We start from the raw sequence: 17,897 nt of genomic DNA, 5'->3' as shown, positions 1-17,897 counted from the left end.
TAATCTATCCTAAGTGGTTAGAGGGAGATTCTATATGCCATTTCCATTCGATTGTATTAGTGATTTTATGTTTTTTGAAACTGAATTGGGTAATTCAGATGTAATATTAATTCCTGGTGCAAGCCATCCTCAATTAATGGAAAGAGCTGCGATGTTATATCATAAGGGAATAGCTCCGTTGATCCTACCTTCAGGTGGTGCCACTCCACATGTAGAAACAACTGAATCGGAATTTTTACGAAATGTAGGGGTAACACTAGGTGTTCCTTCTGAAGCAATACTTCAAGAAGATAAAGCGACGAATACATTTGAAAATGCACGATTCTCTTTGAAAATATTAGAAGAAAAACGTATTATACCTAATAAAGTAGTATTGGTTTGTAAAAACTATCACGCGCGGAGAGCACTTCTAACCTATCAATTTATTTTTCCAAGAGAAACCATTTTTTACGTAAGTCCAGTGATTGATAAGACAGGTACTTCCAAAGATAACTGGTATTTAGATGAAGATAAAATTAGATATGTAATGAATGAACTTGAGAAGGTAGGAAAATATTTCAGGCCAGCTATATACCAAATTGGATCGAATGGCTAACAATGCTAACGCAGTACCCCAAGCAGCGGTATATGCAGGATATGCCAAGATTGACGCTGATTTAAGCCATTGATTGAGTGAAAAAAGCATCGAGCCTTGGCTCGATGCTTTTTTGGAACTTGGATTATCCTAGTTTAAGTATACAGAACCCTCAGGTAAAACAGTATCCTTATCGACCGCAATGATGCCTACTCCTCCGGGGATATAAACGGCTATTGTATCTTCATCAATTAAATAACGGCCGGGCACATAAATATCATGGACAAGGGTGTAGATATAGCCATTCTGATACGTGTAGGTTGGTGCATCAGTCTCGGTTGCGGCGCTAATGACGCTTGGAACCATTAAACACGATGTTGCAAGAAGCACAGCCAATTTTGTTTTAAGGAATTTCATTTGAACCACTCTCCCAGTCTGTAATATTTATTTTAACTTTATACAACATAAGTAAACCAACTAGATATAATTGAATCATCGTATTACGAATTAATTATTGAAGGAGCAATTAGGTGATGTACAAATCTATCCAGATACATTACTATGGTAAAGTAGTAAACTATTAACGCAGTAAAATAAAGGGGCGTGTTTTTGTCTATGTATAAAGCAGTATTTCTTGATTTCTACGGTACACTCGTGCACGAAGATGATGTTTTTATTGAGGATATATGCCAAAGGATTTTGACATCGACATCAACGCAAACTACGACAAGAGACATTGGGAACTATTGGTGGAATTCTTTCTCTAGCAATTTTCAATCATCTTATGGTGATAACTTTAAAACCCAACGTGAGATCGAAATTTCTTCCTTAGCGGATACAATAGCTTTCTACAAGTCGTCTGAAAATCCAAAAGAACTTAGTAAAATTTTATTTAAACACTGGCAATGCCCACAACTATTTGAGGATGCAAAGACATTCTTGGAAAGTATTAGAACTCCGATAATCATACTGTCTAATATCGACCGAAAAGACATTCTATCGGCAATTCGTCATCATGGATTATCCTTGGACAACATGATTACGAGTGAAGACGTTAAATCATATAAGCCAAGACCTGAAATGTTTCAGAAAGCACTTCAGAAATATAATCTTCATCCCACAGAGGTTCTTCATGTTGGTGATTCTTTGACTAGTGACGTTGCAGGTGCCCAGAGAGCAGGAATTAAGGTTGCTTGGATTAATCGAAGAAATAAAGAGTTACCACAATCCGTTTCTCCAGATTATGTTGTTAATTCGTTAGAAGAATTGATACCTTTGTTGGTGTAAGGACTCCAACATGCTTGAAGTCTGCAAATTGAATTTGCAGGCTTTTTGTCATATGCTGCTTGCGAGTAAGGTTGGAATGTGGGGAGTGGGGGTGAGATTTCCATTTAAAATGATTCACATGATAAGTCGGAGGACTCCAAAAGGTTCACAGACTGTTCACTTATGAAGAGGGTCCTGCTACCGCTATACTAACAAGGGAAAACAGAAAGGATGATGGAACGTGCCAACAACGAAGAAAGAAGAATTTTATTTTGGATTGATGATGTGCTTTGGCATGGTTGTATTCATGACATTTTATAATCTATTTACACACGGTTTGATGGGTAGCATATCAGTGAGGGGGATTTTCACTCAACTTTTACAAATCTTTATTATTGCAACCTTATTGGAATTATTTATTGTTGGTCCAGTGGCCAAAAAAATTGCTTTCTCGTTACCCTATGACAAATCAAACAAGCTGTTTGTGATTCTCTTCCTAGCCTTTTTTATGGTGAGCGGAATGGTTCTTTGTATGTCCTTGTATGGATTGGGGAGTGCTTATTTTTCTAATAGCTTGCAGGGAGAATCTTTGCTGGGAAGTTACTTTACTTTAGTATGTCAAAATTTTATTTTCGCTTTTCCGCTTCAACTCATCATTGTAGGGCCTCTTGTTCGGTATGCCTTTATAAAGTTAGTTAAAACGACTTCTTTTAGCGGAAAAACGATCTGAGGTTCGTTGCCGCGAATTTGACTCCACATGGTCACCATATCGATCCATCCGCGATGCTCGGTTCAATTGTGATATCCGGTCCATATGGGAAATCTGTCCGCATGCCGAAATGGCTGATGTGACACTCGCAACCGTGGTACATGATGAATCGACATGGCGATCAGCACCTCGAAGGTTCTTGAAATGGGGGGATGCTCGCGGGTGAATGAATCTGGAGGAGTTTGAAGCTAGAGTGAAGAAAGCAGCCGGTTATGGCTGCTTTTTTGCTGGAGATAGTCGATAAAACCGACTAACTCCAGTGAAACCGAGGGCTGCGGCCCGGAGATAGTCGACAAAACCGACTAACTCCATTGAAACCGAGGTCTACGGCCTAGAGTTAGTCGACAAAACCGACTAACTCCATTGAAATCGAGGTCTACGGCCTGGAGTTAGTCGACAAAACCGACTAACTCCATTGAAATCGAGGTCTACGGCCTGGAGATAGTCGATAAAACCGACTAACTCGAGTGAAACCGAGGTCTGCGGCCCGGAGATAGTCGATAAAACCGACTAACTCCAGTGAAACCCAGGGCTGCGGCCCGGAGATAGTCGACAAAACCGACTAACTCGAGTGAAACCGAGGGCTACAGCCTGTAGTTAGTCGACAAAACCGACTAACTCCAGTGAAACCGAGGGCTGCAACCCCACAGATGCGGCAACCTATCTTGATTCAACTTACCATGGAATCGAAAACCGGTGGCGCGTACTTTTTCGACTCAATGTACCCGTGAATACGAGTGTGGCGAAATAGAGAAACAGGGAACAAACGATGGAAGTGATTACGCACCATAATTGTGGCATACCATTGCCGACAAAATAGTGATAGGTCCAGTTTCCGCAAAGCATCATCAGTATCATGGAGATCGCAACCTTGACATACGGACGAATACTCCAATAAAATCCGATCGAGCTTGAGATGGAAAAAAAGTTCAGCAGTGTTTGCAACACAATGCCGATACCGATGCCATACGCAACGCCAATAATACCATATTGGCTGCCGAACACGAAGATCGAGACGCTCTTGAATAGGGTGGCTATTACATAGTTCCACAGGGTAGCTTTCGCGCGGCCGAGCCCAAGTAGAATCGCATGAAGTGGCGCGTCGAAATAATGCAGGAAAAACATCGGCGCCAGTATTTGTAGCAGCACGCCTGCTTCCGGCGCATGATAGACAAGTGTCGTTAGTGGAGTTGCCCACACGTATAGGATAACGGTCGCCGGTGCGCCGATCAGGAGTCCCAAGATCATCGCTTGATTCATCCGCTCATGTATGAGCAGACTGTTCTTGTTCGCTGCGGCCTCGCCAATTGCAGGAATGAGAGCGGTGGACAAGGACTGTGTGATAAAACTTGGCATGAACAGCAGCGGAAACGCATAGCCAGCCAACATCCCAAATTGCTTCGTGGCTAACGCTGTGCCGATGCCGGCCAGCGCTAGGCTGGTCGTAATGAGCAGCGGTTGGAAGGTGCTGTACAACGAATGAATAACGCCGTGCCCCGTCGTTGGCAATCCAATTTGAAGCAGCTCGCCGAGCGTGCTTCTTCCTTGTTTCAAGTGACTTGCCCAAGTCTCTCCAGGCATCTTGGATTCGCCGTAAAGCTTGTAGCTTGCCACTAGAAATAAGAGGCTGATCGCTTCGCTGACGACAGAGGCAGCCATCGCTCCGGCAGCCGCATAAGCGACGCCATAAGGGAGCAAGAGGTGGACTAGCGCAAGTACGCAGGCAATTTGAACCGTATGCTCCAGTACATCGGAAGCGGCAATGGTTTTCATTTGCTGCATACCGCGGAAATATCCTTTCAAAACGGCTGAAACAGCGACAATCGGCGCGATCGGCGTAATGGCCAGCATCGCGTAATACGCGCGTTGGTCGCTAAGCAGAATGGATGCGATCCACTCTGATCCGAATAACGATATGGTCGTGAGTGCTACGCTTAAGAAGCCTGTGACTGCGAGAGAGACATGCAGGATGCGCCTCACCTTCATCCGTTCGCCGCGAGCGTTGGCCTCTGCGACCAATTTGGAAATGGCGACCGGCAATCCAAGCTCCGTAATCGTAATGACGAGCGGGACGAGCGGATGAGCCATCATCAAGATGCCGATTCCCTCTGCGCCCAGCACGCGGGCGATATACATGCCGCTAATAAAACCGAGAATACGGTTGATGAAAGCAGCGACAGACAAGACGAACGTTCCTTTCATGAACGATTGCCCATGTTGTGACATGACTTGTGTCCTCCTGGTTATCGAATACTTACATATGTATTCAATAATTGGAAAAGCATGCGAACAAGCCGATGATGATGTTTTTTTGCCTACTTATTTACGATCATCGCGAGTTGCCCTGAGGAAGATAACATGTTATCATTAACCTGACGAACGTTCGGAAGGAATGATCTTATGACAGCAACAAGGATCAAGGAAGTAGCGCGCACTCATTTTGCTAAAAATGGCTATGAAGGTGCATCGCTTGCAGATATTGCTACGGATGTAGGAATCAAAAAACAATCCATTTACACGCATTTTAAAGGGAAAGATGAATTGTTTCTTGCTCTGTTTGATGAGGTGCTAGCGAAAGAATTGCATTTTGTTCATACGTATCTCGACAACAATAAGCATCTTTCAATTGATCAACTTCTTTATGAATTTCTGATCCAATATCAAGACCGTTATGAACAGGATGATAACACGAAATTTTTCTTGCGCGTGGCCTTTTTCCCGCCGTCCCATCTCTACGATGAGATCGTTAAGCAAGGTTACGACTATCTAGATAAGATTGAAACCATGATAATGCCGCTATTTGATCAAGCTTTGCATAATGGGAGCATTAGCCCTGAAGTAAGCAGCGATACGGCCACGGTTGCGTTCTCTGCGGTATTAGATGGCATGTTTGTAGAATTGCTATTTGGAGGTTCTGCTCGGTCGATGAAAAGGCTTGAATCTTCCTGGTTCGTCTTTTGGCGTGGTATCAAAAAGTAAAGTAAAACAGCAGGAGGATTGTACACATGAATCGTTATTGGATCTATATTTTCGTTGGTGTCATTTTTGAAGTGGTATGGGTGACAGGATTAAAACATTCGGATACGACATGGACGTGGATCGCTACGGCCATTGCCATATATATTTCATTTCATCTCGTTATTAGTGCGTCTACCAAACTGCCAGTGGGAACCGTATATGCCGTATTTACAGGGATGGGGACAGCTGGGACAGTCATTGTGGAAATGCTATTTTTCGGAGAGCCATTCCAGTTTCTTAAAGTATTCCTAATTCTACTTCTTTTATCCGGTGTATTTGGATTGAAATTTGTGACAAACGGTGAGAAAGGAGCTGCAGCCTAATGGGTTGGTTTTTTCTAGTATTTGCTGGGATGTTCGAAGTTGTAGGTGTTGTCGGTATGAATCAAATCAATAAAGCGAAGAATATTCGTAGCTTTGCTATTTTCATCGTAGGTATCATTATGAGTTTTGGATTTCTAAGTCAAGCAATGAAAAGCTTACCAATGGGTACCTCTTACGCGGTCTGGACAGGGATTGGGACGGTTGGAGGTGCAGTCGTAGGAATGCTGTTCTATGGGGAATCTAAGAATTGGAAGAGAATTGTGTTCATCGCGATGGTGTTAAGTGCTGCAGTAGGATTGAAATTAATAGCTTAACCATTAGATTGATAATGTGAAAAGACTAGGCACTCCGAGGGGGAGGCTTGGTCTTTTTTGCGTTGGCAGCGGCTTGTTGGCGCTATTCAACCGCACGAATTCCTTTAGACTCCAGTTACTTTCAAGTAACTACGCACATAGAAGTGCCTACTTTTCTGATGAGCGGCATGGCCCTACAATGGGTCTATGGCATTCACCAGAATTGCAAATAGAAGGAGAGATTCTCGATGGAATTGCAACTAGCTTTAGATTTAGTGGATATTCAAGGAGCGAAAGAGATTGTAAATGAAGTGGCAGCTTATGTTGATGTCGTGGAAATTGGCACACCGGTTATCATTAATGAAGGTTTACGTGCTGTCAAAGAATTGAAAGCCGCATATCCTCATGTAAAAGTACTGGCAGATTTGAAGATTATGGATGCGGGCGGTTATGAAGTCATGAAAGCATCTGAAGCGGGAGCGGACATCATTACCGTGCTGGGGGTATCAGATGATACAACCATCAGCGGTGCTGTGGCTGAAGCAAGAAAACAGGGAACTAAGATTATGGTCGACATGATCAATGTGCCTGATATGGCAAAACGGGCAAAAGAAATTGATGCACTGGGCGTCGATTATATATGCGTTCATTCCGGTTACGATCACCAAGCGGCTGGGAAAAACTCGTTAGAAGACTTAGCCACAATTAAGCGAGTGGTTAAACATGCTAAAACGGCTATCGCCGGAGGCATTAAGCTGCACACACTACCCGAGGTATTGGCGGCTAGACCTGATTTGGTTATTGTCGGGGGAGGCATTACGGGGCAAGAGAATCGACAAGCAGCTGCTGCGGAGATGCAGCGGCTGGTTCAAGCGGCAAGGTGAGTCCATGATTCCTTCTCAAACGGCAGGATTATCAAAAGTAGCGACTGAGCTTTATCAAGCACTTCAGCAAATTAATGAAGGTGAAGTTGCAGGGCTTGCCGAGCGGATTATAAAAGCGAAAAGGGTTTTTGTAGCGGGAGCGGGAAGATCGGGACTCATGGGACGTGCTTTTGCCATGCGACTCATGCAGTTGGGTATTCCTGTTTATGTTGTTGGAGAAACCGTTACACCCGCAATAAAGGCCGGCGATCTACTCGTTATTGGTTCAGGTTCAGGGGAGACGCCCCTACTTGTCGCCTTTGCCAACAAATCCGCTTCGCTTCATGCGGAGGTCGTCTTGATTACGCTCTCTGCACACTCGACTATCGGGCGAATGGCGAATCATACGATTACGCTGACAGGGGCTCGCAAAGATCAATTTGATGCAGCAGTCTCCTTACAGCCTATGGGGAGTTTGTATGAGCAAACGCTGCTTTTATTTTACGATGTTGTCATCTTAAGCCTCATGCAGAAGCTAGAGATGGATACGAGCAGCATGTATGCAAATCATGCAAATTTAGAATGATGTTATGAGGTAGAAGGCTTCTTCCTAACTACTGTATAATGGGTATGTAGAGAGGAGGCCGCAACAGAATGGCACTTGAAGTCAAAGAACGAATTAATTTGCAGGATATTAATTGTGAGAAAGAACTAACACTGGCTGTTATCGGAGGAAAGTGGAAGTTAATTATTATGTGGCATCTGGGATTGGAAGGGACGAAGCGCTTCGGAGAGTTAAAGCGGCTGATCCCCGGCATTACTCAGAAAATGTTAACGAATCAACTTCGCGAGCTGGAAGAGGACCTTCTGATTTGCCGTGAAGTATTCGCGGAGAATCCGCCTAAAGTGGAATATTCCCTGACTGGGTATGGGCAAAGTCTGATGCCTTTACTGCAGATGATGTACGATTGGGGCAAAAGCTATAGAGAGAACGTCATTCAAAAAGACGATTCAGTTAGAAAGTAAAGAGAGGTCATTTACATGACTTCTCTTTTTTGCTTATGATTGCCAGTTGACCTTATATAAGATCAGGAAATAAAGATATATGGTGAATGTAGGCAATATTTGGTAACATAAATCTTGACAAAGGAGTCTGAAAGCGTCGACATCTGTCCGAGGAGGAAATGAGCATGATTCAAGCGATCCGGAGTTCATTGGAATGGAAGCTCATTCTAATCATCTTTGCCACTATTTTTATTACGGTAACCGGGGTCAGCACATTCAGCTTCATTAAAAGCTCAGAGGCAATCAATAATGATGTGGTGCGTTTCAGTAACCAGATCCTGAAGCAAGCCAACCTGAACCTGAGCCGATATATCAGGGATAATGAACAGTTCTTTCGCACGATTAGCGGAAGCAGAGAGTTCCAGGATTGGTTAAAGACGGGATCCGATGATCATTATGGCCTCTTCGACAGCTACCAAAAGATAGAAACCGTATGGATTGCTCCCTTTTCCACCTATCATCCAGAAACCTTGTCCATCAAGTTGTATAACGAGAATGGGAACGAGAGCACCTATCGCCCAATGTTTATTTTAGCACAGGCAATCCTGCTCAGACGGGTGGGGATGCTTCTCGATTGGTTAGATCTAAAAACTTGAACGAATATTTGGTCTATAAATCATTTATGAATATGGATATAGACAAATTCGCTGTAGACACATGGTTCTTACCCAGTGAGCCGATCACGGATTTTCAATTCTTTTCTTCACCGGATAATATAACGTATTCTCAAGTCACGCCTATCAGGTCTACAGTGCTTAACGTACCTGGGGTCTGGAATAAAGTCAGCTATAATGAATCACTGCCGATAGGCAGCAAGTTCTTGAAAATCGTCTACATGCACGATTCGGTCAATGCTTGGAATCCGCAGGTAGGTAAAGTTTCGATTACAAGTAAAACGGGAGCACCTGTTACACCGACGCCGACACCAACACCAACGCCAACGCCAACTCCCACACCCACACCCACACCCACACCCACACCCACACCAACACCTCCTGGGCCTACTAATGTAGCATTGAATAAGACAGCAATAACATCCAGTTCAAATGCTCAAAATCGAACACGCTTAACAGACGGAGACAAGAGCACGGCTAACTTCGTCGATATGTATACCAACACGGCTAACTGGATACAGGTAGATCTCGGGGAGAGTTATGATATTAATGATATTAAATTGTGGCATTATTTCTCAGTCGGCAGGATGTATCACGATGTAGTTGTGCAAGTATCGAATGACCCTACATTTGCGACAAAAACAACGGTATTCAACAATGATACGGATAATAGTGCTGGGCAAGGAATAGGGTCAGACGCAGAGTATGCAGAGACAATCGGAGGAAAGGATATACCGTTTGCTGCAACCAACGCAAGGTATGTACGGTTGTGGGTGAATGGAAGTACACTCAATGCCTACAGCCATTATGTGGAACTTGAAGTTTGGGCTCCTCCTATAACAACATCACCACCATCTAATGCTACACTAGCTGCAGATATCACAACGCCGACCAACGCCAATGTGACTGTATCTATCAGCTATCCGGCTGACGCAGCGGTGAAGGAATATAAAGTGGGCGAAAATGGTACATGGACGGCTTATACAGCTCCTGTTGTCGTTTCGGTAAATAACACGGTATTTGCCAGAGGAACGAATACGGCGGGCAACGTATCTAATGTCACCAGCTATATCGTCAGCAATATCGATAAAACAGTACCAGTTACGACTGCAAGCGTATCCCCAGTAGAGCCGGATGGACCCAATGGGACATTCGTGAATACCGTCACAGTAACATTGCATAGTACCGACAATTCGTCGGGTGTGGCGAAAACCGAGTACAGTCTGGATAACGGGACAACATGGCAGCTATACGCGTCAGCTGTAACTTTTGATAACCAGGGTCAGATCAGCTTGATGTATAAGTCAACGGATCAGGCAGGGAATGTTGAGCCTTCTCATATTCTTGGCTTTACGCTTGCTGCGACAGCTGTGAAGGTTCAGCTCAAAGATAGCAACGGGAATCCATTGAGCGGTGGTACAGTTAAATACTATGACAGCGGATGGAAGGATTTTGGTGTAACGGATGCCTCCGGCAGGGTAAGTAAGTCTTTACCGAATAAAAGCTATACATTTGCGATGAGTTATGAAGGAACGTACAAAGAGAAGGTGCAAAATACCGGAAGCGATGCCGTGGTTGTCTTCCAGACGGTGAACGTCAAGGTGCAGCTGAAGAATAGTCAAGGGAATGGGATCGACAGCGGCAATGTGACCTATTATGCAGGAAGCTGGCGGACGATCGGCCATACAACCAGCGGTGAAGTCAGCAAAGAGTTGCTGCCTGGATCTTATACCTTCGCTATGACTTATGAAGGTACATACAAAGAGAAGGTACAGAATACCGCAACCGATGCTGTGGTTGTTTTCCAGACGGTAAACGTGAAGGTGCAGCTGAAGAATAGTCAAGGTAATCCGATAGACAACGGCAAAGTGACCTATTATGCAGGAAGCTGGCGGACGTTCGGAAATACGAGCGGCGGCGAGATTAGCAAGGAGTTATTATCCGGATCGTATACGTTTAGCATGACGTATGAAGGGACGTACAATGAGAAGGTGCAAAATACTGAAACCGACGCCGTGGTTGTCTTCCAAACGGTGAACGTCAAGGTGCAGCTGAAGGATAGTCAAGGCAATCTAATAGACACTGGCAATGTGACCTATTATGCAGGAAGCTGGCGGCCGTTCGGAAATACGAGCGGCGGTGAGATCAACAAGGAATTATTATCAGGCACCTATACCTTCAGCGTGACCTATGGAGGCGCGACGAAAGAAAGTGTAAATGATATCACTGCAAATCCAACCATCGTATTCCAAGTGTGAAATTCGTTAGGCCGCTACAACTGGTCGAACGATCTTATAAGGTGCATGAAGTCACCCTTACTGAATAATATCGGATACTTCGGGTATCGAGGAGCCGCCAGCTTTGGCGGCTTTTTGGCGTGCACGGAAACGCCGGACCTTCAACAGGTTGCCGCACAATTTATCGTCACAGAACCGTTTGGAACGGTTTCGGGTTTCGTCGTAGTAGACGGCCAGGCAATCTGAATTTTCGCAAATGCGCAAGCGAGACGGCTCGCAATCGGTAAGGATGCGACCGAAGGAAGTCGCCACCTCAGCTCCGATACGGGACCAGCCAGCTTGTAAAGGGATGGATTCTAGACGGAAATCTGAATCCGATTCCGCGATACGCAGATACATCGGTCCACCGGACAGTGCCCGATTCAGCCCTTCCAGATCCGCGGGGTCCGCAGACTCGTGCACCGTCAGCTTCTGAACGATACGACGCATGTGCCCCCTCAACCATCTCAGTTCATCTAATTCTTTCGTCGACGGAGCGCCTGGATAGGGAAGGTTGTGGATAGCCAGCCATTGTTCCAACCATCCTGGCTTGTCTAGTCGGTCTTCGGAATGACCAGTACCTCTCCAGTCGTGATAGTCGCTTTTCATAAAATCGTCCCATAGCATCACGCCGCAACTCCCTTGTTTTCAAAATATAGATTTTATATGTTTCACATACTAATTTGTCTATATTTCTCCATAAACACTGCGATATGTCCTCGAGGACGGCGTAGTCGTTTATTTTGTGTGGAATGATTTTATTGTAACATCCAAATCATTCCTAAGCTAGTGTCTTCTAAATGATGTAAAAGCCACAAGTAACCTTCTAAAAAAAAATAGAAGGTTACTTGCATTCCAATATAGTTCGTGCTATATTACGCTGTGTAACCCGTAAAAAATAAATAGAGGGTTACTTAATTGCGGAGGGATCGTAAGATCCGGGTGGAATCATTACTTTTTTTTCTATGATAAGTTCCCAAATGTGCTATTCATGTCCGTTATGATCACGGTCTTTCCTAGCGATATCCACGCAAAAAAAACAAAACATTCAAAAGGAGATTAAAAAATGACACAACCAAGTACTGACAACAACGCGATTCGTCCATTTCATGTCCATATTCCGGAGGAAGAAATTATTGAATTGCGTAGACGTATTAACGCGACTAGATGGCCTGAGAAGGAAACAGTCACGGATCAATCGCAAGGCGTACAGCTAGCGACGATTCAGGAACTTGCTCGTTATTGGGCGAATGATTACGACTGGCGTAAGGTTGAGGCTAAGATTAACGCCATGCCTCATTTCATTACCGAGATTGATAGTCTGGACATTCACTTCATCCACGTTCGTTCGAAGCATGAAAATGCGATGCCGATCGTCATTGCGCACGGCTGGCCGGGTTCGATTTTCGAGCAAATGAAGCTTATTGAACCACTGACCAATCCTACGGCGTTTGGCGGAAGTGAAGCGGATGCTTTCCATGTGGTTATTCCCTCGATGCCTGGTTACGGGTTCTCGGGCAAACCAACCACGACCGGTTGGGATCCTAAACGCATCGCGAGTGCTTACGGTGAGCTAATGACTCGCTTGGGTTATACGAAATATGTGGCGCATGGCGGTGACTGGGGTGCGATTGTCGTTGATTTCATGGGTGTTCAGGAGCCAAAAGGATTGATCGGCCTTCACACCAACATGGCTGGTGTCATTCCGTCAGACGTTGACGCGGCGATTTGGTCTGGCAACCCGCTGCCATCCGGTCTCTCTGACGAAGAGAAGAAAGCATGTGCGCAAGTTCTCGAAAATAAATTCGCCTACGCGTCCATGATGGGAACTCGCCCGCAGACGCTGACTGGATTGGTGGATTCACCTATCGGTTTGGCAACGTTTATGCTTGACCACGATTGGAAGAGTCTTGCCTTGATCGCGAGATCTTTCGCGGGAGTCCAAGAAGGTTTAACGCGCGACGACGTTCTCGACAACATCTCGCTCTTCTGGTTTACGAATTCTGGCATTTCCGCATCCCGTATCTATTGGGAGAATGGGCAAGCTGGCATTTCCTTCTTCGGCGTTAAAGGTGTTAAACTTCCGGTTGCCGTAAGCGTCTATCCAGATGAGTTGTATGAAGCGCCGAAGAGTTGGGCAGAGAAAGCTTATCCGAATCTGCTCCACTACAATAAACTTCCTAAAGGCGGACATTTCGCAGCTTGGGAGCAGCCAGAGTTCGTGACTTCAGAACTTCGCACGGCATTCAAGACGCTGCGCTAAACGAATTAATGGTTGGATAGCAAGAAAGGTGAAGATCATGGATCCAGCAGAAAAAGAGCTTATGGAATCACGTTTAGTTCAATTAATCAAAAAGTACCCAGGCATTACACCAGAAATGGAAGCTATGTTTTACATCGCCTATACACGAGGATTTAGTGATGCATGGTGGGGGCAACAATATAATAATCAACAGGTGATACACTAAGAAATAATCATTTATAAATCGGAGACCCGCAGCCTCGTGCTGTGGGTCTTTTTGTGCTTGGTATTAATAGGACAACGTAATCTGGTTAAGACTATATCAATAGGGTATAAATTCCCTTACATGGCGTCACATGAGAAGGGAGTTATCGATGATCCCGAAAGTTACGGATATGGTCTGGAAAAATCCTGCTTCGTTGAGGTGGCTGTTCGGGCTGAAGCTCGTTTATGATTTGGTTCTGACAGGCATGTTTTATGTTGAAAACTCGATTGCGATCTTTTGGAGATTAAGTTTTGTTGTACTTTCGGTGTTCGTTTTTCTTTTCGTGAATCTGTATTATGCCAAAATGAAAAAGCAATGGCTCTTGTTCCTCTTAATCATCGATTTCTTATTAACCGCTTCTTACGGCTATGTGTATATTGGCGGCCAAATCCCCAATCATTTATTTAATGGCATTACAGCTTTAGCAATTTGCATGTTTGTCAAGAATACCCGTACGCTGATCCTAACGGGCATATGTTTATTAGTGATCTATTTAATTACGATGGGCAGCATTGATTGGTATATGTATGGACGATTTGATAAAACAAGCTATTTTATTTCCTCTTCGTTCATTGTGTTCGCATGCATAGTAAGTTATTTGATTCATTTTTATCAAAGGGCAAGTAAAGAAACCATGCAATTGTATACACAATTGATGCAATCTCACGAACAACTGCAGGCCTATGCAAGCCAGACGGAAGAGTGGGCAGCCGCGAGGGAAAGAGTACGTATTGCACGGGATATCCATGATACGGTTTGTCATAAACTAACGGCATTGTTGGTCCAAATGCAAGTGGCACGCAAACTAAGCAAAATGGATCCTTTACGCAGCGAACAAACCTACTTGGTATGTGAAGATTTAGTTAGGTCTGCCTTGCAAGAGGTACGTCTTTCCGTAAGGGCCATACGCGACGAATCGATTACATCAACTTCATTAGAAGAAAGCCTGACCCGTATAGCAGAAGAGTTCACCCAATTTGCCAAGGTTCAAACGGTTCTTGAAGTCGAGGGGACCCCTGTTGCCTTACCAGGAGATCTTCAGTTAACGGCGTATCGAATTGTACAAGAATCGCTTACGAATGCGCAGAAGCATGGCCATGCGGCCCATGCAGTCATTTCGCTGGCTTTTGCCGAAAATGAATTTTCACTAAGTATACGGAATGATGGCGAACTGCCTACCGAACTGAATCTAGGGTTTGGTTTACTGAATATGAGGGAAAGGGTGAGGGAGTGGAAAGGGGATGTACATTTTGGTATCGATCAGAAAACAGGCTTTTCGGTTGAAGTGAAGCTTCCCTATGCCCAAACAGAAATGGAGGGACATCCTTGAGAATCCTGATTGTCGATGATCAGCGGCTGATGCGAGATGGCCTTGCCACAATCATTAATTTGGAGCTAGGGATGGAAGTAGTTGGCACCGCCGAGGACGGTAGAGATGCCTTTGCCAAAGTCGCCGAACTGCGACCGGATGTTGTGTTGATGGATATTCGAATGCCGGGGATGGATGGTGTTGAAGGTACGGAATTGATTCTGAAACACTACCCCGAGACGAAGGTGTTGATTCTAACTACTTTTGATGACGCGGAACTCATTATGAAGGTGTTGGAAAAAGGCGTTCATGGCTTTTTACTGAAGGATATGCCCTCGGAAGCGATCATTAGTAGCATTCAAACGGTGTACAATGGCGGAACGGTACTTCAACACGATATCACGTCGATGCTGCTCAAAGAATTAATTACGATGTCGGATAGGCACCCTAATCAGACACACACATTAAGTAAAGCAGAGCCAGAGAAGCTAAGTCCATTGACTGACCGAGAGAAGGATGTGCTCGCCTTATTGGGACGCGGGCTTAATAATAAAGAAATTGCCGGCATGTTATATCTGACAGAAGGTACCGTGAAGAATCACGTTTCTAGTTTAATAGCAAAACTGGGGCTTCGTGATAGGACACAAGTAGCTCTATTTGCAGTACGTCATCTACTGGGTTGAATGGGCATGACTTTTGGCATAGAAGCATGAAAATTATCATGCTTTGCTATCCAAAGTTTTGCCTTTTTTCGTAGGCAGTTCATGACTTTTCACAGCTTTGTTTACAATCTATTCATGTTATACTCTTCGAGCATAAAGGCAAAGGAAGTGAATGGATGAAAAAAGGCTGGTTTGAACTGGACAAATTCAAGCATGATGATTGTTATTGTTGCGATTGTCCTGATTGCTTGAAAACATGGGAAATCCATATTTATTCTTACGAAGCCGACGACGATTCAGCACCTGATGTTACATTAATTTTGAATAAGTCAACAGAAACCGGCAACGGATATTATGTCATGGAGTATTCGATTACTTATGTGGGGCGTGCGATTATGTTTGATGAAGCAACTGCCATGGTCAAAAAGATAGATGAGGTCAGCAGCACCAATGACGCAATGGGCTTGACCGATCATTTGGTCATTTGCCGCGAATTCTTTGATTGCGGGAAAATGATTAGCTAATTGGTATCAATTTGGTAAATCATGCAGCCCAAAGTATAGTTGGGTTGCTTGTTTACGAATCGTTATTGTAACTATCATATTTTAATATAGGAGGTTACTTGTAATCATTCAATTTTCGTGATATATTCGTAACCAATAAAATAATTATAAGTAGTTACATCATTGAACGCGATTCACAAATTCATGAAAAAGGGGTTTTCCGCTATGCGAAAAAAATTCATTATATTTCTTCTCATTATTTTAGCTGCGGGCTCTTTTTATGAAATTAATTGTTTTTTGAACTACTGATTCGGGGAGGGGAACAATAAAATGAGAGCTGAATTCGCATTGCGCTTATTGGATAAACACATGAATCAATTCATACATGCATGCAACCAGTGTCCACCGGACAAGCGCAGTATCATTCCGGAAGGATATAAAAACAACATACATTGGCATCTGGGTCATGTTCTTTACATTGCACAATTCGACGTGCTTGGTCTTTCCAAGCGTCATCTAGTTCTTCCGGAAAGCTATAAAAGCTTTTTCGCTTACGGTACGAAACCAAGTGATTGGAGGGAAGAACCGCCGGAGTGGAACGTATTAATCGCTCATTTGAAAGAACTCCGCAATCATATCCACGATACCTTACAAGATAAACTGGATGAGCCCGTGAGCGAGAATTTACTGCGTGCCGAGAATATCGGTGAACTCATCTACGCGACTACGTTGCACATGTCCTATCACCAAGGCATCATTTACGGCATGAATAAATCGCTGAGGTCGCATACGAGCGAGGATCAAGATGTTTTGTCGGCGGATAATGAAAGCTCATCTCCGTCTTCAGATACCGCTATCTTTGCTGGCGGTTGCTTCTGGCACTTGGAAAAGTCGTTCCGTGAGCTTGAAGGCGTTACAGATGTATACACCGGCTATACGGGTGGAAAAGATGACAAACCGACTTACAAAAAAGTCGTTTCTAAAACGTCCGACCATCTTGAGTCGGTTGAGATTCATTACGACCCGAATGTGATTTCGTATGGGGAGTTGCTTCAGAATTTCTGGAAAAACGTCGATCCAACGCATGCTGGAGATCATTCCGCCATTTTTTACACAAGCCCTGAACAAAAAGAGATCGTGGAAGCATCTCGAATGGAATTGGATGCATCCAAACAGTTCTCTAAACCAGTCGTAACGAAGGTCGCCGCTGCATCAACATTTTACAAAGCCGAGGACGAACATCAGAACTATTACAAGAGAGTTCGCTTATCGGTAAAGAATACGATGAACAAGTACTTCTCCGATCCGCGGTATCTGGAACAAAATATGTGGGACTGGGAGTGATGAAACATGAGTACGAACTCAAAGCAAAGTTATCATGGCGATTTTAATAAAGAAGAAAAGTTAAAAACGCTGACCAAACAACAATATAATGTAACCCAGCATGGTGTGGACGAGAGGCCGTATGAGAATGAATACTGGGATAATGAAGCTGAGGGTATTTACGTAGATATCGTTTCAGGCGAGCCGCTGTTTAGTTCGAAGGATAAATTCGATGCACGTACAGGCTGGCCGAGTTTTACAAAACCACTGGATTCCACTAACGTTGTTCTGAAAAATAAAGGATTCTTTTCTGGGTGCGAAGTCAGAAGTCGAAATGCGGATTCCTTCCTAGGTGATGTGTTTAATGACGGACCAGGCGAGACAGGATTGCGATTCTGTGTGAACTCTGCATCCATGAAATTCATTTCAAAAGATGAGCTTGAAGAAAAAGGATACGGTGCCTATCTCGCACTATTTAGCGAGGTATAGCATCAAACCTCTATAAGGATTCTATCACCAATAATGGAGATAG

At 44.2% G+C, this 17,897-nt stretch carries 21 protein-coding genes; 18 read left to right on the top strand and 3 right to left on the bottom strand.

All coding sequences use genetic code 11. The features are described from left to right. Positions 1-34 precede the first annotated feature (34 nt). Positions 35-595: a YdcF family protein gene (locus tag ACSQ8O_RS25190; RefSeq protein WP_436243852.1), complete on the top strand. Its 561-nt coding sequence runs from the start codon at positions 35-37 to the stop codon at positions 593-595. A 129-nt stretch (positions 596-724) separates the two neighbouring features. On the opposite strand, the gene ACSQ8O_RS25185 is transcribed toward ACSQ8O_RS25190, so the two are convergent. Next, positions 725-991, bottom strand: a complete 267-nt coding sequence (locus ACSQ8O_RS25185) for a hypothetical protein (protein ID WP_436243851.1) — start codon at positions 989-991, stop codon at positions 725-727. A 198-nt stretch (positions 992-1,189) separates the two neighbouring features. Between ACSQ8O_RS25185 and ACSQ8O_RS25180 the strand changes: the two genes are divergently transcribed. Together ACSQ8O_RS25180 and ACSQ8O_RS25175 are read left to right on the top strand one after the other, a co-directional pair. Next, positions 1,190-1,861: an HAD family hydrolase gene (locus tag ACSQ8O_RS25180; protein WP_436243850.1), complete on the top strand. Its 672-nt coding sequence runs from the start codon at positions 1,190-1,192 to the stop codon at positions 1,859-1,861. Positions 1,862-2,081: 220 nt separating this feature from the next. Continuing rightward, positions 2,082-2,570 (top strand): hypothetical protein, encoded by a 489-nt coding sequence (locus ACSQ8O_RS25175; protein WP_436243849.1) that lies wholly within the window; start codon positions 2,082-2,084, stop codon positions 2,568-2,570. Positions 2,571-3,284: 714 nt separating this feature from the next. On the opposite strand, the gene spoVB is transcribed toward ACSQ8O_RS25175, so the two are convergent. Further along, positions 3,285-4,835, bottom strand: coding sequence for a stage V sporulation protein B (gene spoVB / locus ACSQ8O_RS25170; protein ID WP_436243848.1), 1,551 nt, complete (start codon positions 4,833-4,835; stop codon positions 3,285-3,287). 174 nt (positions 4,836-5,009) lie between these two features. On the opposite strand from spoVB, the gene ACSQ8O_RS25165 reads away from it, so the two are divergent. From ACSQ8O_RS25165 to ACSQ8O_RS25130, 8 genes are all read left to right on the top strand, one after another. Beyond that, on the top strand, positions 5,010-5,588 hold the full coding sequence (locus ACSQ8O_RS25165) for a TetR/AcrR family transcriptional regulator (RefSeq protein ID WP_436243847.1): 579 nt from the start codon (positions 5,010-5,012) through the stop codon (positions 5,586-5,588). 26 nt (positions 5,589-5,614) lie between these two features. Beyond that, positions 5,615-5,950 carry a DMT family transporter gene (locus ACSQ8O_RS25160; RefSeq protein WP_436243846.1) on the top strand — a complete coding sequence of 112 codons (336 nt, stop codon included), beginning with the start codon at positions 5,615-5,617 and terminating at the stop codon, positions 5,948-5,950. Further along, positions 5,950-6,264 (top strand): DMT family transporter, encoded by a 315-nt coding sequence (locus tag ACSQ8O_RS25155; protein ID WP_436243845.1) that lies wholly within the window; start codon positions 5,950-5,952, stop codon positions 6,262-6,264. Before ACSQ8O_RS25160 ends, ACSQ8O_RS25155 begins: the two co-directional genes overlap by 1 nt. A gap of 227 nt (positions 6,265-6,491) precedes the next feature. Continuing rightward, entirely contained in the window at positions 6,492-7,127 is a 636-nt protein-coding gene (gene hxlA, locus ACSQ8O_RS25150) for a 3-hexulose-6-phosphate synthase (protein ID WP_436243844.1), read from the top strand. 4 nt (positions 7,128-7,131) lie between these two features. After that, on the top strand, positions 7,132-7,692 hold the full coding sequence (gene hxlB / locus ACSQ8O_RS25145) for a 6-phospho-3-hexuloisomerase (RefSeq protein WP_056617329.1): 561 nt from the start codon (positions 7,132-7,134) through the stop codon (positions 7,690-7,692). A gap of 68 nt (positions 7,693-7,760) precedes the next feature. Continuing rightward, entirely contained in the window at positions 7,761-8,132 is a 372-nt protein-coding gene (locus tag ACSQ8O_RS25140; RefSeq protein WP_436243843.1) for a winged helix-turn-helix transcriptional regulator, read from the top strand. Positions 8,133-8,296: 164 nt separating this feature from the next. Beyond that, positions 8,297-8,767: a hypothetical protein gene (locus ACSQ8O_RS25135; RefSeq protein ID WP_436243842.1), complete on the top strand. Its 471-nt coding sequence runs from the start codon at positions 8,297-8,299 to the stop codon at positions 8,765-8,767. After that, positions 8,746-11,043, top strand: a complete 2,298-nt coding sequence (locus tag ACSQ8O_RS25130; protein WP_436243841.1) for a discoidin domain-containing protein — start codon at positions 8,746-8,748, stop codon at positions 11,041-11,043. The genes ACSQ8O_RS25135 and ACSQ8O_RS25130 overlap by 22 nt, the downstream gene beginning before the upstream one ends. Before the next feature lie 57 nt (positions 11,044-11,100). On the opposite strand, the gene ACSQ8O_RS25125 is transcribed toward ACSQ8O_RS25130, so the two are convergent. Further along, complete coding sequence (locus ACSQ8O_RS25125; RefSeq protein ID WP_436243840.1) at positions 11,101-11,688, bottom strand: CGNR zinc finger domain-containing protein; 588 nt, start codon at positions 11,686-11,688, stop codon at positions 11,101-11,103. A gap of 439 nt (positions 11,689-12,127) precedes the next feature. Between ACSQ8O_RS25125 and ACSQ8O_RS25120 the strand changes: the two genes are divergently transcribed. The 7 genes from ACSQ8O_RS25120 to msrB all read left to right on the top strand — a co-directional run bounded on the left by ACSQ8O_RS25120 (position 12,128) and on the right by msrB (position 17,854). Then, positions 12,128-13,324 carry an epoxide hydrolase family protein gene (locus ACSQ8O_RS25120; RefSeq protein WP_436243839.1) on the top strand — a complete coding sequence of 399 codons (1,197 nt, stop codon included), beginning with the start codon at positions 12,128-12,130 and terminating at the stop codon, positions 13,322-13,324. A 37-nt stretch (positions 13,325-13,361) separates the two neighbouring features. Beyond that, positions 13,362-13,529 (top strand): hypothetical protein, encoded by a 168-nt coding sequence (locus ACSQ8O_RS25115; protein ID WP_157256961.1) that lies wholly within the window; start codon positions 13,362-13,364, stop codon positions 13,527-13,529. Positions 13,530-13,677: 148 nt separating this feature from the next. Beyond that, the gene (locus ACSQ8O_RS25110; protein WP_436243838.1) at positions 13,678-14,898 is read left to right on the top strand and encodes a sensor histidine kinase; all 1,221 of its coding nucleotides are present in this window, start codon (positions 13,678-13,680) and stop codon (positions 14,896-14,898) included. Beyond that, entirely contained in the window at positions 14,895-15,560 is a 666-nt protein-coding gene (locus tag ACSQ8O_RS25105; RefSeq protein ID WP_436243837.1) for a response regulator, read from the top strand. Before ACSQ8O_RS25110 ends, ACSQ8O_RS25105 begins: the two co-directional genes overlap by 4 nt. Positions 15,561-15,715: 155 nt before the next feature. Continuing rightward, on the top strand, positions 15,716-16,063 hold the full coding sequence (locus ACSQ8O_RS25100) for a hypothetical protein (RefSeq protein WP_436243836.1): 348 nt from the start codon (positions 15,716-15,718) through the stop codon (positions 16,061-16,063). A gap of 309 nt (positions 16,064-16,372) precedes the next feature. Next, a complete protein-coding gene (gene msrA, locus ACSQ8O_RS25095) occupies positions 16,373-17,386 on the top strand; it encodes a peptide-methionine (S)-S-oxide reductase MsrA (protein WP_436243835.1) in 1,014 nt (337 codons plus the stop codon). Between the two features lie 6 nt (positions 17,387-17,392). Next, a complete protein-coding gene (gene msrB / locus ACSQ8O_RS25090; protein WP_056617294.1) occupies positions 17,393-17,854 on the top strand; it encodes a peptide-methionine (R)-S-oxide reductase MsrB in 462 nt (153 codons plus the stop codon). Positions 17,855-17,897: the final 43 nt, after the last annotated feature.

It is taken from the genome of Paenibacillus sp. LjRoot56 (assembly GCF_964253335.1).
GTDB classification, from domain to species: Bacteria; Bacillota; Bacilli; order Paenibacillales; family NBRC-103111; genus Paenibacillus_E; species Paenibacillus_E allorhizoplanae.
Note: the sequence above shows the minus strand (reverse complement) of the source record. Positions and strands in the feature narration are given on the sequence as shown.